16 protein-coding genes are annotated in these 15230 nt (G+C 70.3%); 12 read left to right on the forward strand and 4 right to left on the reverse strand.

The window, feature by feature from the left end; genetic code table 11:
• Positions 1 to 168: 168 nt before the first annotated feature.
• A complete protein-coding gene (locus tag ACFY0U_RS21035; RefSeq protein WP_388637818.1) occupies positions 169 to 1728 on the reverse strand; it encodes a glycosyl hydrolase 53 family protein in 1560 nt (519 codons plus the stop codon).
• Positions 1729 to 1862: 134 nt separating this feature from the next.
• Positions 1863 to 3884 carry a beta-galactosidase gene (locus ACFY0U_RS21040; protein WP_388637820.1) on the reverse strand — a complete coding sequence of 674 codons (2022 nt, stop codon included), beginning with the start codon at positions 3882 to 3884 and terminating at the stop codon, positions 1863 to 1865.
• Positions 3885 to 4068: 184 nt separating this feature from the next.
• On the opposite strand from ACFY0U_RS21040, the gene ACFY0U_RS21045 reads away from it, so the two are divergent.
• Genes ACFY0U_RS21045 through ACFY0U_RS21060 form a run of 4 tightly spaced genes read left to right on the forward strand, consistent with a single transcriptional unit; the run spans position 4069 to position 8247 of the window.
• The gene (locus ACFY0U_RS21045) at positions 4069 to 5397 is read left to right on the forward strand and encodes an ABC transporter substrate-binding protein (protein WP_388637822.1); all 1329 of its coding nucleotides are present in this window, start codon (positions 4069 to 4071) and stop codon (positions 5395 to 5397) included.
• Positions 5394 to 6317 carry a carbohydrate ABC transporter permease gene (locus ACFY0U_RS21050; protein WP_388637824.1) on the forward strand — a complete coding sequence of 308 codons (924 nt, stop codon included), beginning with the start codon at positions 5394 to 5396 and terminating at the stop codon, positions 6315 to 6317. The genes ACFY0U_RS21045 and ACFY0U_RS21050 overlap by 4 nt, the downstream gene beginning before the upstream one ends.
• Positions 6314 to 7219 (forward strand): carbohydrate ABC transporter permease, encoded by a 906-nt coding sequence (locus ACFY0U_RS21055; protein ID WP_388637827.1) that lies wholly within the window; start codon positions 6314 to 6316, stop codon positions 7217 to 7219. Before ACFY0U_RS21050 ends, ACFY0U_RS21055 begins: the two co-directional genes overlap by 4 nt.
• The gene (locus ACFY0U_RS21060) at positions 7216 to 8247 is read left to right on the forward strand and encodes a LacI family DNA-binding transcriptional regulator (RefSeq protein ID WP_388637830.1); all 1032 of its coding nucleotides are present in this window, start codon (positions 7216 to 7218) and stop codon (positions 8245 to 8247) included. The genes ACFY0U_RS21055 and ACFY0U_RS21060 overlap by 4 nt, the downstream gene beginning before the upstream one ends.
• Before the next feature lie 202 nt (positions 8248 to 8449).
• Here ACFY0U_RS21060 and ACFY0U_RS21065 read toward each other — a convergent pair whose 3' ends face one another.
• Positions 8450 to 8728 (reverse strand): hypothetical protein, encoded by a 279-nt coding sequence (locus ACFY0U_RS21065; protein ID WP_388637832.1) that lies wholly within the window; start codon positions 8726 to 8728, stop codon positions 8450 to 8452.
• On the opposite strand from ACFY0U_RS21065, the gene ACFY0U_RS21070 reads away from it, so the two are divergent.
• Genes ACFY0U_RS21070 through ACFY0U_RS21080 form a run of 3 tightly spaced genes read left to right on the forward strand, consistent with a single transcriptional unit; the run spans position 8723 to position 9878 of the window.
• Entirely contained in the window at positions 8723 to 9055 is a 333-nt protein-coding gene (locus ACFY0U_RS21070) for a MerR family DNA-binding protein (protein ID WP_388637835.1), read from the forward strand. The two genes, ACFY0U_RS21065 and ACFY0U_RS21070, sit on opposite strands and share 6 nt — an antisense overlap.
• Before the next feature lie 36 nt (positions 9056 to 9091).
• On the forward strand, positions 9092 to 9436 hold the full coding sequence (locus ACFY0U_RS21075; RefSeq protein WP_171140046.1) for a VOC family protein: 345 nt from the start codon (positions 9092 to 9094) through the stop codon (positions 9434 to 9436).
• 52 nt (positions 9437 to 9488) lie between these two features.
• Positions 9489 to 9878 (forward strand): MarR family winged helix-turn-helix transcriptional regulator, encoded by a 390-nt coding sequence (locus ACFY0U_RS21080; RefSeq protein ID WP_388637838.1) that lies wholly within the window; start codon positions 9489 to 9491, stop codon positions 9876 to 9878.
• A gap of 100 nt (positions 9879 to 9978) precedes the next feature.
• On the opposite strand, the gene ACFY0U_RS21085 is transcribed toward ACFY0U_RS21080, so the two are convergent.
• Positions 9979 to 10830: a LysR family transcriptional regulator gene (locus tag ACFY0U_RS21085; protein WP_388637841.1), complete on the reverse strand. Its 852-nt coding sequence runs from the start codon at positions 10828 to 10830 to the stop codon at positions 9979 to 9981.
• Positions 10831 to 11137: 307 nt separating this feature from the next.
• On the opposite strand from ACFY0U_RS21085, the gene ACFY0U_RS21090 reads away from it, so the two are divergent.
• From ACFY0U_RS21090 to ACFY0U_RS21110, 5 genes are read left to right on the forward strand one after another with little or no spacing between them, the layout of a single operon-like run.
• Positions 11138 to 11827: an alpha/beta hydrolase gene (locus tag ACFY0U_RS21090; protein WP_388637844.1), complete on the forward strand. Its 690-nt coding sequence runs from the start codon at positions 11138 to 11140 to the stop codon at positions 11825 to 11827.
• A complete protein-coding gene (locus ACFY0U_RS21095; RefSeq protein WP_388637846.1) occupies positions 11824 to 12663 on the forward strand; it encodes a sulfurtransferase in 840 nt (279 codons plus the stop codon). Before ACFY0U_RS21090 ends, ACFY0U_RS21095 begins: the two co-directional genes overlap by 4 nt.
• Complete coding sequence (locus ACFY0U_RS21100) at positions 12660 to 13514, forward strand: ABC transporter permease (RefSeq protein ID WP_388637849.1); 855 nt, start codon at positions 12660 to 12662, stop codon at positions 13512 to 13514. Before ACFY0U_RS21095 ends, ACFY0U_RS21100 begins: the two co-directional genes overlap by 4 nt.
• A gap of 2 nt (positions 13515 to 13516) precedes the next feature.
• Positions 13517 to 14251, forward strand: coding sequence for an ABC transporter ATP-binding protein (locus ACFY0U_RS21105; protein WP_388637852.1), 735 nt, complete (start codon positions 13517 to 13519; stop codon positions 14249 to 14251).
• A complete protein-coding gene (locus tag ACFY0U_RS21110; RefSeq protein ID WP_388637855.1) occupies positions 14248 to 15216 on the forward strand; it encodes an ABC transporter substrate-binding protein in 969 nt (322 codons plus the stop codon). Before ACFY0U_RS21105 ends, ACFY0U_RS21110 begins: the two co-directional genes overlap by 4 nt.
• Positions 15217 to 15230: the final 14 nt, after the last annotated feature.

Below are 15230 nucleotides of genomic sequence, written 5' to 3' on the forward strand. Positions count from 1 at the left end.
GGATAAGCACCGTGCTCCTGGACGAACTGATGGGCCGGGCCTGCTACGCGGCCGGAACACCCGCCATGACGCCCGCGTCACGGCCACGGAGGACCGCAAGAGCACGCCGCACGGGAGCCCGGCCGTGTGGCCGGGCCCCCGTTTCATGGAGCTGCGCGCAATCCGGAACTACCGGTGGCTGAACCACGCCATCGCCGGGAGCGCCCTGTCGTCGTAGCCGAACAGGGCCTGGTTCTCCCAGCCGTTGCCGGAGGTGGCGTCGGTCGGGTCCCAGCCGTTGCCGGTGACCGCGGTCCAGGTCGACTCCCAGTAGAAGACGCCGAGGCCGCGGCCGTTCGGGACGGCCTCCACGATGCTGGCGACGTCGTTCATCCACCGGGTCTGGCCCGCCGTCGTGGCCGGGTAGCCGGAGACCAGTTCGCTGGAGAGGTCGATGATGTTCTCGAAGGAGTCGTCGCTGTCCAGACGGAAGGGGTACGCCGTCTCGGCGACGAACACCGGCTTGCCGTAGCGGGCGGCCGCGTCGTCCAGAGTCGTCTGGAAGTCGGCGAGCGAACCGTGCCAGTAGCCGTAGTAGGACAGGCCGATGACATCGAAGTTCACGCCGTTGGCGACGGCGTTGTCGAACCACCAGCGAGTGCCGGTGAGGTCACCGCCCTTGGCGAGGTGCAGCGCCACCTGGGTCGAGGAGCTGACCGCCTTGACCGCGCTGTAGCCGGAGTTGAGCAGCCCCGCGAGCTGCGACCAGTTGGAGGTGGAGCCCGCCGACCACAGCATGCCGCCGTTGATCTCGTTGCCCACCTGGACCATGTCGGCCGTGGTGCCCTGTGCCTTCAGCGCGTTGAGGACGTCGTACGTGTGGTTGTAGACGTCCGTCCTGAGCTGGCTGTAGCTGTGCCCCGACCACGCGGACGGCACGGTCTGCGCCCCCGGGTCGGCCCAGGTGTCCGAGTAGTGGAAGTCGACCAGCAGCTTCATGCCCTGCGCCTTGATGCGCTTGGCCAGCGCGAGGACCTGCGTCTTGGTGTTGTAGCCGTCCTTCGGGCCCACCCAGACCTTGACGCGCGCGTAGTTCTGCCCGGCGGACTTCAGGATGGCGAGCGCGTCGCCGCTCGTGCCGGAGCTGGTCCTGTAGGTACCGCCGAGGGCCTCGCTCTTGGCGAGCGAGGAGACGTCCGAGCCCTTGACGGAGGTGCCGGTCGAGCCCGCCGCGAAGGTCAGGTCGTCGACGTTGATCCAGTTGCCCGCGTTGGCATCGGAGTTGATGCTGATCGTGCACTGGTTGTTGATCACCGCGACGGAGGTGACGACGCGTATCCAGCCGCCGGCGGAGACCGGCAGGTCGGTGCGCTGCTCGGAACTGCCGCAGTTCTTCAGCGAGATGTACGCGGAGTTCTGTCCGCCGCCAGAGCGGACCCAGGCGGTGAGGGTGTAGTTCCCGTTCGTCAGCCCGGACAGGTACTGGTACGTCTCCACCTTGTACGCGGCGGACGAGTAGTGGCTGAGGCGGTAACTGCCGCCGTGGCCACCGGACTCGGAGTACGAGGCGGCGGTCGTGCCGTACTCGGACCAGCCGGCGGGGGCCGCCGAGCCCGCGCCGTCCGATTCGAAACCGCCGTTGGTGAGCGTGCTGGCCGCCTGGGCGGTCTGCGCGGGCAGGGCGGTGAGGGCGAGCCCCGCGGTGAGCGGGAGGAGCAGGGCTCTGAGGGTGCGTCTGGGATGGAACATCTTCGTCCGTCGTCCCTTCGACAAATGGGGTTGGGGATGTCCCTCGCCGGGGACGGCGAAGGGCCCCTCCGCCCGCGGCACGAGCGGCTCGCACGGGCGGAGGGGAGTCGGTCGGGCCCCGTAGGGCCCTCGGCTCAGCCGTCGAGTCGTACGACCCGGACGGCACCCGCGGGGACCTCCAGGCGGCCCGCGGCGCGTTCCCCGGTCAGCAGCTCGGTGCCCGCGAGCTCCAGCGGCACCTTCGCGTCCGACGCGGTGTGGTTGACGGCGAAGAGGTACGTGCCCGACTCGCCGGCGCGGCGCACGACCTCCACGTCACGCGGCAGGTCGACACGCGCCGCGACCTGCGCGTCCTCGATCGCCCAGCCCAGCAGCGCGTCGAGGCCCTCGGCACCGAGCCGCGTGGAGACGTACCAGGCGGTGCCCTCGCCGAGGCGATGCCGGGTGACCGCGGGCCGTCCCGCGGTCAGACCGTCGGCGTAGGTCCACACGGTCTCGGCGCCTCGGGGCACCACGAACTCGGTCCACACGTCACCGCTGAGCTCGGAGCCGTCGGGGCCGGTGATGCGCACGTTCTCCCCCTGGAGCAGTGGCGAGAACTCCTCGACCGTCAGGCCGAGTACGTCCCGCAGCGCGCCCGGGTAGGCGCCTTCGTGCACGGCGTCGTGCTCGTCGACGATCCCGGAGAAGAAGGAGACGACGAGGGTGCCGCCGTTCTCCACGTACTCCTTGAGGTTGTTCCCGGCCGCCTCCGTCATCAGGTACAGGGCGGGCACGACGACAAGGGGATAGCTCGACAAGTCGCTTTCGGGGTGGGCGAAGTCGACCGTGAGGTGCCGGTCGTAGAGCGCCTCGTAGAAGGCGTCGGCGCGCTCGCGCGGGTCGTGGTCCTCGCTGGGGCGCCAGTCGAGGTTCTGCGCCCACCAGGAGTGCCAGTCCCACAGGACGGCCACGTCGGCCTGGGTGCGGGTGCCGCGGATCGTATGCAACGAGTCGAGGGAGGCGCCGAGTTCGACCACCTCGCGCCACACGCGCGTGTCGGTGCCGCCGTGCGGGACCATCGCCGAGTGGAACTTCTCGGCGCCGCGCCGGGACTGCCGCCACTGGAAGAACATGGCGCCCTCGGAGCCGCGTGCCACATGGGCGAGGGAGTTGCGGGCCATCTGGCCGGGGGCCTTGGCGGGGTTGCGGGGCTGCCAGTTGACGCCCGAGGTGGAGTGCTCCAGGAGGATCCAGGGCGCTCCCCCGGCCACCGAGCGGGTGAGGTCGGCGGCCATCGCGAGGTTGACGTGGGTGCGGCGGCCGTCGGTGATCAGGTAGTGGTCGTTGGTGACGATGTCGACCTCACGGCCCCAGGCCCAGTAGTCGACGGAGTCGCACTGGCTGAGGGCGGTCATGAAGTTGGTCGTCACCGGGACGCCGGGCGCGAGGCGGTGCAGGATGTCCCGCTCCATGACGAAGTTCTCGCGCATGGTGGCGTCGGCGAAGCGCCTGTAGTCCAGCGCCTGGGCCGGGTTGCCGACGGTCGGCGCGAGGCGCGGCGGGTTGATGTCTCCGAAGTCCGCGTACCGCTGGCCCCAGAACGCGGTGCCCCAGGCCTCGTTGACGGCCTCGACCGTCTCGTAGGTCGCCGCCAGCCAGCGGCGGAAGTGGGCCGCGCAGGAGTCGCAGTAGCAGGCGGAGACGGGGACGCCGTACTCGTTGTGCACGTGCCACATCGCCAGCGCCGGGTGGTCGCCGTAGCGCTCGGCGAGCTGCGTGGTGATGTTCGCGGCGGCCGCGCGGTAGTCGGCGTTGCTGTGGCAGATGGCGCCGCGTGAGCCGAACTCGTAGCGCACGCCCTCCTGCGACACGGGCAGTGCGTCGGGGTGGGCCCGGTAGAACCAGACCGGCGGGACGACGGTGGGGGTGCCGAGGTCGACGCGGATGCCGTTCTCGTGGAGCAGATCGATGATCCGGTCGAGCCAGCCGAAGTCGTACACCCCTGGTGAGGGCTCCAGGAGGGCCCAGGAGAAGATGCCGACACTCACCATGGTGACGCCGGCCTCGCGCATCAGCCGGACGTCTTCCTGCCAGACCCTTTCCGGCCACTGCTCGGGGTTGTAGTCCCCACCGAAGGCGAGCCTGGTGAGGCCCCTGGGGGTGGCTTCCGGCATGGGTTTCTCCCGTTGTGGTCGATCTTTTGGGAACGTGCACACAGCCGATCAGCGGTGCGAGGCCAAGATAACCGCATGGCAACAACCATTGACAAGTGTCCGGGATGTTTCTCTACTGTGAACGCTCACAGACGCATGGCAGGCCTTCCGCAGCAGGCGGGGGCCCTGGTCAGGGGAGAGATCCATGCCCATCACGAAGCGCAGCAGGCTCAGTCGAGTGGCAGCTTCCACCGTCGCCGTCGCCCTCGGCGCATCCGCACTCGCCGCCTGCGGCTCGTCCGACGAGGACAGCGAGGCCGAGTCCGGTCCCGTCTCGCTCACGTACTGGACCTGGACGCCGGGCATGGACAAGGTCGTCGACCTCTGGAACCAGGGCCAGGGCAAGAAGGACCAGATCACCGTCACGGTGAAGAAGCAGGCGTCCGGCGACACGCTGATCACCAAGATCCTCACCGCGCACAAGGCCGGCAAGGCGCCCGACCTGGTCCAGGCCGAGTACCAGGCGCTGCCGACCCTGGTCAGCAATGACGCGCTCGCGGACATCTCGAAGAACGTGGGCGACGCGAAGAGCAAGTTCGCCGACGGTGTGTGGCAGCAGACCACGCTGGGCACGGACGCCGTCTACGCGGTCCCGCAGGACATCGGCCCGATGATGTTCTACTACCGCCAGGACCTCTTCAAGAAGTACGGCCTGACCGTCCCCACCACCTGGGACGAGTTCGCCGAGACCGCCCGCGCGCTGAAGAAGAAGTCCCCCGGCACGGACCTCACCACCTTCTCCGCCAACGACTCCGGCCTCTTCGCGGGCCTGGCCCAGCAGGCCGGCGCGCAGTGGTGGACCACCGAGGGCGACAAGTGGAAGGTCGGCATCAACGACACGGCCACCAAGAAGGTCGCCGACTTCTGGGGCGGCCTCGTCAAGGAGGGCGCCATCGACAACCAGCCGATGTACACCCCGGCCTGGAACAAGGCGCTCAACACCGGCAAGCAGATCGCCTGGGTCTCCGCCGTGTGGGCGCCGGGCACGCTGACCACCGCCGCGCCCGACACCAAGGGCAAGTGGGCCATGGCCCCGCTCCCCCAGTGGACCGCGGGCGAGAACAAGACCGGCAGCTGGGGCGGCTCCTCCACCGCCGTCACCACGGACTCCAAGCACCAGGAGGCCGCCGCGAAGTTCGCCGCCTGGCTGAACACCGACGACGCCGCCCTCCAGGCCCTGGCGAAGGAGAGCGGCATCTACCCGGCCGCCACCAACGCCCAGACCAGCGGCGCCTTCACCACCCCGCCGGACTACTTCTCCAACCAGGCCGACTTCTACACCAAGGCCGCCGAGATCGCGAAGACCACGGCACCCTCGGCCTGGGGCCCGAACGTCAACGTCGCCTACACGACCTTCAAGGACGCGTTCGGCGCCGCCGCCAAGGACAAGTCGGACTTCACCGCCGCCCTGGACAAGATGCAGGACGACACCGTCGCCGACCTCAAGAAGCAGGGCTTCGGGGTCTCCGAGTGACGAGCGCACGCCGGAAGTCGTACGGGGTCAAGGGGGCCCCGTACGCCTTCCTCATCCCCGCCACGATCCTCTTCGCGCTGTTCTTCGCGCTGCCCATCGGGTACGCGGTCTGGCTCAGCTTCCGCAAGGTGCATGTCTCCGGGCTCGGCCTGGGCAAGGGCGCCCGCTCGGAGGTCTGGGCCGGCCTGGAGAACTACACGGACGCCCTCACCGACAGCGAGCTGCTGAACGGCGCGCTGCGCGTCCTCGGCTACGGCTGCATCGTCGTCCCGGTGATGCTCGGCCTCGCCCTGCTGTTCGCGCTGATGCTCGACTCCGACAAGGTGCGGTTCACCCCCTTCACCCGGCTCGCGATCTTCCTGCCGTACGCCATCCCCGGCGTCGTGGCGGCGCTGCTGTGGGGCTTCCTGTACCTGCCGGACGTCAGCCCCTTCTACTACGTGCTGGAGAAGCTGGGCCTGCCGCAGCCGGACCTGCTGGACGGCGGTCCGCTGTATCTCGCCCTGTCGAACATCGCGGTCTGGGGCGGCACCGGCTTCAACATGATCGTCATCTACACCTCGCTCCAGTCCATCCCGGCCGAGGTGTACGAGGCGGCGCGGCTGGACGGTGCCACCCCGACGCAGATCGCGCTGCGGATCAAGATCCCGATGGTGGCGCCCTCGCTGGTGCTGACCTTCTTCTTCTCGATCATCGCGACGCTCCAGGTGTTCAACGAGCCGACCACGCTGAAGCCGCTCACCAACTCCGTGTCCACGACCTGGAGCCCGCTGATGAAGGTGTACCGGGACGCGTTCGGCACCGGTGACATCTACGCGGCGGCCGCCCAGGCCGTGATCATCGCGCTCGCCACGCTGCTGCTGTCCTTCGGGTTCCTGCGGGCCGCGAACCGTCGTCAGAAGCAGGAGGCAGCACGATGAGTTCTCTTGCCGTCCGCAAGACCGAGCCGGCCGCGGGCACCACGCCGGGCGCGGCCCAGGGGCCGCCGCTGCGCCGCCGGATCTCGCTCGTCCCGACGGTGACGCTGCTGATCGGCGCCTTCTACACACTGTTGCCGGTGGCGTGGGTGGTGATCGCGTCCACCAAGTCCGGCACGGAGCTGTTCTCCACGTTCACATTCCTGCCGGGATCGGGATTCGTCGACAACATCAAGGACCTCAACGCCTACCGTGACGGCGTCTACTGGGGGTGGATGGCCAACTCCGCCTTGTACGCCGGCCTTGGCGCCCTGCTGTCGACGGTCGTGTCCGCGTTCAGCGGCTACGCGCTCGCCACCTACCGCTTCCGCGGCCGCGAGACGATGTTCAACATCCTGCTCGCCGGTGTGCTGATGCCGCCGATCATCCTCGCCGTCCCGCAGTACCTGCTGATGGCCCAGGCCGACCTCACCGACTCGTATCTGTCGGTGCTGCTCCCGCAGATCCTGTCGCCGTACGGCGTCTACCTCGCACGCATCTACGCCGCCGCCGCGGTCCCCGCCGACGTGGTCGAGGCCGGGCGGATGGACGGCGCGAGCGAGTGGCGGATCTTCACCCGGGTCGCGCTGCCGATGATGGTGCCCGGCATGGTGACGGTGTTCCTCTTCCAGTTCGTGGCGATCTGGAACAACTTCCTGCTGCCGTACATCATGCTGAGCGACGACGAGAAGTTCCCGATCACGCTCGGTCTGTACACGCTCCTCGAGCAGGGCGCCAACACCCCGGCCCTGTACACGCTGGTGATCACCGGCGCGTTCCTCGCGATCATCCCGCTCGTCGCGCTCTTCCTGGTCATCCAGCGGTTCTGGAGCCTCGATCTGCTCTCCGGAGCCGTAAAGTCATGACCATGAGCAACACGGGGGGCCGGCGCAGACCGCCGACGATCCACGACGTGGCCCGCGAGGCCGGGGTCTCACGGGGCACCGTCTCGCGTGTCCTCAACGGCGGGCACTACGTCAGCCCGACAGCCCAGGAGGCCGTCAACGCCGCGATCCGCAAGACGGGTTACGTCGTCAACCGGCACGCCCGTTCGCTGATCACCGGGCGTTCGGACTCCATCGGCTTCCTGCTGACGGAGCCGCAGGAGAGGTTCTTCGAGGACCCCAACTTCAACGTCCTGCTGCGGGGCTGCACCCAGGCGCTGGCCGCGCACGACATCCCGCTGCTGCTGATGCTGGCCGGTACCGATGACGAACGGCGGCGCATAACGCGCTACATCACGGCCGGCCATGTCGACGGGGTGCTGCTGGTCTCCAGCCACTCCGCCGATCCGGTCGCCAAGGAGCTGCACGAGGCGGGGGTGCCCCTCGTCCAGTGCGGCAAGCCGATGGGGCCCGGCACCAAGGTGAGTTACGTGGCCGCGGACGACCGGGACGGCGCCCGTGACATGGTGCGGCATCTGCTGACCCTGGGCCGTCGTCGTATCGGCGTCGTGACTGGTCCGCTGGACTCCCCGGGCGGCGTCGACCGTCTCGCCGGCTACAAGGAGGTGCTCGCGGAGTCGGGCATCGAGATCGACGAGCGGCTCATCGCCTCCGGCGACTACAGCCGGGCCAGCGGTGAGGCGGGCGCCGAGAAACTGCTCGCCCAAGCCCCGGACATGGACGCGGTGTTCGTCGCGTCCGACCTGATGGCGCAGGGCGTGCTCGCGGCGCTGGAGCGGGCGGGGCGACGCGTGCCGCACGACATCGCGGTCGGGGGCTTCGACGACTCAGCGGCCGCCCTCGCCGCCCGCCCCCAGCTCACCACTGTCCGCCAGCCCTACGACCGCATCAGCGCCGAGATGGTCCGAGTACTCCTGGCCCAGATCGGCGGCGAGGACCCGGCCGCGGTGATCCTCCCGACGGAGCTGGTCAAGCGCGAGTCGACGTGACGGGAGTGGTCGGGCACGGGGTCGATCGGACGCCCGTCGGCCGGACGGGAACCTTCGACCGCGCACCCGATCACACGCCCGCCGGCTGACGGGAGCGGTCGAGTACGGGGGCGATCAGGCTCCTATCGGCTTACGGGAGCGGTCGAGTACGGGGGCGATCAGGCTCCTATCGGCTTACGGGAGCGGTGGGCCACGCACTCGATCACTCGTCCATCGGCCTGACGGGGACGGTCGCCGCCGCCACGAACATCGGTACGGCGACGAAGAGGCGGTCCTTCTCCACGCGGGCGCGCTGCTCGGCCATCCAGTCGGCGGCGCGCCCTTCCTCGTCCGCGGGGGCGGCAAAGTCCGTGAGTACCAGGAGCGCCTCAAGCCCGGTGAGGACCGAGGTGCGGACCTCCTCGAAGCCCGCGCCGAGCAGCACGTTGCGGTGGGCGCGCGCGGCGCGCGGGGCGGTGACGCGGTCGGCGCGCGCGTGCACGAGGGCGCGGGTCAGGACGGGATCGTCGGAGTCGATGACCTGGTGCGGGTCGCGTTCGTGCTGTGCGGCAAGGAGGCGGGGCTGTCGCTGGAGGCGATCCGTCTGATGGTCACGGGCGACGCCGAGCGTCGGCGTGCGGTGCTGCGCCGCGAGGCGGCGGATCTCCGGGCCCGGATCGCCGCGGCACAGGCCGCCCTGGAGATGATCGAGGTCGGGGCGAACTGTCCGCACGAGGATCTGCTCCAGTGCCCGCACTTCCGGCGCGGCCTCGCGCGGCAGGCGGTCAGGATCGGAGAAGCCGCCGCGCACTCCCCCGTCCTACGGTGAAACCACCGAAGAAGGAACCCACGGAGGAGCGTCCCGATGACCGCAGGACTGAACACCATCATCTACCCCGTCAAGGACATCGCCCGGGCGAAGGCCCTGTTCAGCGCGCTGCTGGAGACCGAGCCCTACGCCGACGAGCCCTACTACGTCGGCTTCAAGGACGCCGGCCAGGACGTGGGCCTCGACCCGAACGGGCACTCCCGGGGCATGACCGGGCCGGTTCCGTACTGGCACGTCACCGACATCCGGGCCCGTCTCGCCGCGCTGCTCGACGCGGGCGCCGAACTGCTCCAGGACGTCACGGACGTCGGCGGCGGCAAGCTGATCGCCTCCGTGAAGGACGCGGACGGCAACCTGGTCGGGATCACCCAGGACAGCTGAGCGGTCACGCCCGCCGGCCGGATGTCGATGCACGCGCATTAACATTCGGTGTATGGCAGTGAACGCGGCCGGCTCCCGGCTCGAAGACCAGTGGCGGGACATCCTGGCGGTGCACGCGCGCACGATGTGCGAGATCGACCGGGTGCTGCATCCGCACGGACTGGGTGCGAGCGACTTCGAGGTGCTCGACATCCTCGCGGCCGAGGCACCCGCCGAAGGCGACCTGTGCCGGGTGCAGAACCTGGTCGGCCGGGTCCATCTCAGCCAGAGCGCGCTGTCCCGGCTCATCGGCCGGCTGGAGAAGGACGGCCTGGTGGAGCGTTCCGTGTGCAGGGAGGACCGGCGCGGCGTGTGGGTCGCGCTGACCCGCAAGGGCCGCGATCTGCACGCCGAGGTGCTGCCGATCCAGCGGGACGCGCTGGGACGGATGCTGGGCGGCTGACGGCCCGGGCGAGGCCCCGACGACGACCACCGGCCTGTGCGGAACCTCTCCAGTCATTGCTTGCGGCCGAGCGCGGACCCCAGCGGGCCCACCCCCGGCGTCACTGGCGCAGCAGTTCCCGTACCGCGCTGAAGGCGGCCTCCGCCGTAGCCGGGTCCGCGCCCGGGCGGGCCAGGGCGCTCATGGGGATCGGCGGGACGGGCGGCAGCCCGTTGTACGGGGTCAGGCCGTCCGGGGCGGGGCCGACCGCGGCGAGGAGGGCGACGCCCTGGCCGGTGCGGGCGATGTCGAGGACGCCCGCGAGATAGCCGGCGTCGCCGACGACCGAGGCGGGCACGCCGTGCGCGGCGAGGGTCGCGATGGCCCGGCGGCGGATCGCGCACGGGTCCTCGATCGCGACCAGCGGCACCGGTGCGGGCGCGGTCGGCTGCTCCCAGCCGGGGACCGCGTGCCAGGTGAGCGGAAGTCCGCCGACGGAGACGCCCTCGGTGGCGGCCGCCTCGGTGACGTACACCGCCACGTCGACGCTGCCCCGCTCCACGGCCTCGACGAGCCGGGCGGAGCGGTCGATGCGGAAGCGGACCCGGCAGCCGGGGCGCACCGCCTGGACCGCGGCGGTCAGCCGGGGCAGGAACTGATCGGCGGCGTGCTCGGTGGAGCCCACGGTGACGGTGTCGCCGTCCGAGCCGAGCAGGGTGCGTACGGCCTCGTCGTGGACGGCGAGGACACGGCGCGCCTGTTCCAGCAGCAGCCGGCCCTCGGTGGTGAACCGGGTGCCGCGTCCTTCCCGCTCGACGACCGGGCGGCCCAGCGTCTTCTCCAGCTTGCGCACATGCTGGCTGACCGCGGACTGGCTGAGGGAGAGGGCCTGCGCGGCACGGTGGAACCCGCCGCAGTCGGCGACTGCGGTCAGGCTGCGCAGGGCCACGATGTCGAGGACGGGTCGGGACATGCCGTGACAGTATCCGCTCACGCCGATCGATCGCGATCCCTGATCGGTTTCGATGCGGAATCATCGTTGGACGTGTTCGGTCAGCGGCGGTCATGATGGGCGCATGTTGCACGCGACCGCTACCGCTGCCCTTCTGACGCAGCGCCGAGTCATCGACTTCGGCGTGGCGTGCAGCGCGCGTTGTCGCTGACCTCTGCCGCGTACCGCTCCGGGTCATCCGCGCTTCTCTCCGACTGACACGTGACAGCCGTTCCGGCCTGCCCTTTCCCCTGGCTTTCCCCTGCCCTGAAACGGGAGTTACCCCCTCATGCCCTCTTCCTTCTCCTGGGACGAACCCGAAGGTCTCGCCGCGCGCGGCACGCTGATCGTGCTGTCCGGGCGGGGCGAACACGGTGGTGTGTACGAGCGGTTCGGCCGCCGGCTCGCCTTCGACGCCTACCGGGTGCGTGCGCTCGGTGACCCGGCCGCCGATCCGTCCGTGCTCGACGAGGCGGCCAAGCTGCTGGCCGACGAGTCGCTGCCGGGCCCGAAGGTGCTGGTCGGTTCGGACACCGGCGCCCACTACGCGATCCGGCTGGCCGCGGACGCCGACGCGCTGATCCTCGTGGGACTGCCCACCTCCCGCTGGACGTCCGGGAGTTGGGAGGAGGAGGTCGAGGCCCGCACCGCCTGCCCCACCCACCAGGGCCGCCTCACCGCCGACCCGGACTTCCGGCGCGGGGCACTCGCCGAGAACCCGGAGCTGCCCGCCCCGCGCCTCGACCAGGTGACCGTCCCGGTACTGGCCCTGCACGGGACCGACGACACGGTGAGCCCTCTGGAGGCGGCGCGCGGGGCCTACGCCGGCTCGGACGTACGGCTGGTGACCTTCAACGGCGGCCGCCACGACGTCCTCAACGACGCGCTGCACCGCACGGCCGCCGCCACGGTCGTGCTCTTCCTGGAACGGCTGCGGCTCTCCCCGGAGCTGCCCGCGATCGCGGAGGGACCGGCATGAGCGTCACGACCACGGTGAGTGAACTGCGTGACCTGCTGGACTCCGAGAACCCGCCGGTCGTCCTCGACGTCCGCTGGGCACTGGGCGATCCGCACGGCCGCGACCACTACGCCGAGGGGCACATCTCCGGTGCGGTCTACGTCGACCTGGACCGCGAGTTGGCCGCGCCGCCGAGCCCCGAGGGCGGACGGCATCCGCTGCCGTCGACCGAGGATCTCCAGGCCGCCGCACGTGGGTGGGGCATCCGCTCGGGCCAACCGGTCGTCGTGTACGACGACTTGGGCAACACCGCCGCGGCACGGGCCTGGTGGCTGCTGCGGCACGCCGGGGTCTCCCGGGTCACGCTGCTCGACGGCGCGCTCGGCGCGTGGCGGGCGGCCGGGCTGCCGCTGGAGTCCGGGATCCCCGCCGCACCGGAGCCCGGGGACGTTGTCCTGAAGTCGGGCGGACTGCCGGTCATCGACGCGGACGGGGCCGCCGAACTGGCCGCCACCGGACTGCTGTTGGACGCCCGCGCCGCCGAGCGCTACCGGGGCGAGGTGGAGCCCGTCGACCCCCGGGCGGGCCACATCCCCGGTGCGGTGTCCGCGCCGACCGGAGAGAACCTCGCGGCGGACGGGACGTTCCTTCCCGCCGACGAGCTGCGCAAGCGGTTCGAGGAGAAGGGCGCGGACCCGGCCACGCGGATCGGCGTGTACTGCGGCTCCGGCGTCACCGCCGCCCATCAGATCGCCGCGCTGGAGATCGCCGGTTTCGACGCCGCCCTCTTCCCCGGCTCCTGGTCCGCCTGGTCCACGGATCCGTCCCGCCCGGCCGCGAAGGGGGATCAGCCGTGACGGCTTCACTGGACGTGGTGGTCCCGACCGAACACGCGCCCACCCGGGTCACCATCCGCGGCACCGCCAAGAAGGGCCGCGGCCTCTCCGTCCCGAGGTCCGTACGCCGGGCCGCCGGCCCCGTGGGACTCGTGCTCCTGTGGTTCCTGACCTCGGCCACCGGTCTGCTCCCGGAGTCCGTGCTGGCCTCCCCCGTGGACGTGCTCCAGCAGGCGGTCGAGCTCACCAGGAACGGTGAACTCCCCAGCGCCATCGCCGCGTCGGGCCGCCGCGCGGCCATCGGCTTCCTGATCGGTGCGAGTGTGGCGCTCACCCTGTCCCTGCTGGCCGGGCTCTTCCGGCTCGGCGAGGACGTCATCGACTCCTCGATGGGCATGTTCCGGGCGATCCCCTGGGTGGGTCTGATCCCGCTGTTCATCGTCTGGTTCGGGATCGAGGAGACCCCGAAGATCGCACTGGTCGCCCTCGGTGTGACGTACCCGCTGTACTTCAACATCTACGGCGGCATTCGCTCCACCGACGCCCAACTCGTCGAGGCCGCACGGATGATGGGCCTCGGCCGGCTCGGGCTGATCAAGTACGTGATCCTGCCCAGCGCGCTGCCCGGAGCACTCGTGGGGCTCCGGTACGCCCTGTCCACGGCCTGGCTCGCGCTCGTCTTCGCCGAGCAGATCAACGCGGACGCGGGGCTCGGCTATCTGATGAGCAATGCCCAGCAGTACTTCCGCACGGACGTCATCGTGCTCTGCCTCGTCGTGTACGCGCTGCTCGGCCTGGCCTGCGACTTCGCGGTGCGGATCCTGTCACGCCGGCTGCTGACCTGGCGGGCCAACTTCGAGGGCGAGGCCTAGAGATGCCCAACAGCGTGGAGATACGCGGCCTTTCACGGGCCTTCGACGGCAACACCGTCCTGCACGAGCTCGATCTCGACATCCGGGAGGGCGAGTTCGTGGCCCTCCTCGGACACAGCGGCTGCGGCAAGTCGACGCTGCTGCGGATCCTCGCCGGGCTCGACGACGAGATCGGCGGCGAGGTCACCGTGCCCGCCCGGCGCAGTGCCGCGTTCCAGTCGCCGCGGCTGCTGCCGTGGCTGAAGGTGTGGCGCAACGTCGTCCTCGGGCTCCCCGGCCGCCCGGACAAGGCGCTGGCGCTCAAGGCGCTCGACGAGGTCGGCATCGCGGACCGGGCCGATGTCTGGCCCAAGACGCTCTCCGGCGGCCAGGCCCAGCGCGTCTCGCTCGCCCGCGCCCTGGTGCGCGAACCAGAACTCCTGCTCCTGGACGAGCCGTTCGGCGCCCTCGACGCCCTGACGCGGGGCAAGGTGCAGCAACTCGTCGCCGAACTCTGGCGGCGGCACGGCTGCGCGATCCTCCTGGTCACCCATGACGTGGAAGAGGCGCTGTTGCTCGCCGACCGGGTCCTGGTGATGGACGAGGGCCGTATCGCCCACGAGCTGACCGTCGACCTCGCCCGTCCCCGTGATCTGACCGCCCCCGAGTTCGTGACCCTGCGCGCCCGCCTCCTGAACTGGCTCGGCGTGACCCACACCCCCACCCACACCCACACCTTGGAAGGAATCCCCTCGTGATCCGCAGAATCGCAGCCGCCGCACTCAGCGTCACCTCCCTGCTGGCGCTGACCGCCTGCGGCGCGGACTCCTCGGCGGAGGCCTCCTCCTCGGGACAGGTCACGCTCACCATCGGCGACCAGGCCAAGACCCTCCAGACGATCGTCGCCGCGTCGGACGCCCTCAAGGGCGCCGAGTACAAGGTGAAGTGGGCCGAGTTCGAGGGCGCCGCCCCGCTCTACCAGGCCGTCCAGGCGGGCGCCGCCGACACCGGCTACTCCGCCGACCTGCCCGCGCTCCAGGCGCTCAGCGGCGGGGTGAAGGTCAAGAACGTCGCCGCACTCAAGAACGACGGCACCCATGTCGGCATCGTCGTCCGCGAGGACTCCGGCATCGACAGCGTGAAGGACCTCAAGGGCCAGAAGGTCGTGGTGTCCTCGGCCAAGGGCAGTGTCTCGGAGTATCTGCTGGCCAATGTGCTGAAGGAGAACGGGCTCAGCTACCAGGACGTCGAGGTCCAGTACCTGCTGCCGACGGACGCGCAGGCCGCGTTCGCCTCCGGGAAGATCAAGGCCTGGGCGATCTTCGGGGTCTATCAGGCCGTCGCGCTGGAGCAGGGCGGCAAGCTCCTCGTGGACGGCGGGGACGGCCGGGTGAGCGGTATCGGCTTCGTCAACGCCTCCGAGGAGACCCTCGCCGACACGAAGAAGAAGGCGGCGCTCGCCGACTTCCTCAAGCGTCTCGGCACGGGCCTGAAGTGGACCAGCACCCACCAGGACGCCTACGCCAAGGCCATCGAGGAGCGCAACGGCGCCGACGCCTCGGTGGCGAAGACGCTCGCCTCGGCCGCGTACAGCCAGGTGCTGCCGATCACCCCGGACATCAACACGACCGTCCAGGGCGTGGCCGACCTCATGAACGGCATCGGGGTCCTGGACCCGAACGTCGACGTGGCGAAGTCGGCCGACACGTCCCTTCTCAAGTAGTCACGGGAGTCATT

Origin of the sequence: Streptomyces sp. NPDC001536 (assembly GCF_042894505.1) — a bacterium.
In the GTDB taxonomy this organism is placed as follows: Bacteria; Actinomycetota; Actinomycetes; order Streptomycetales; family Streptomycetaceae; genus Streptomyces.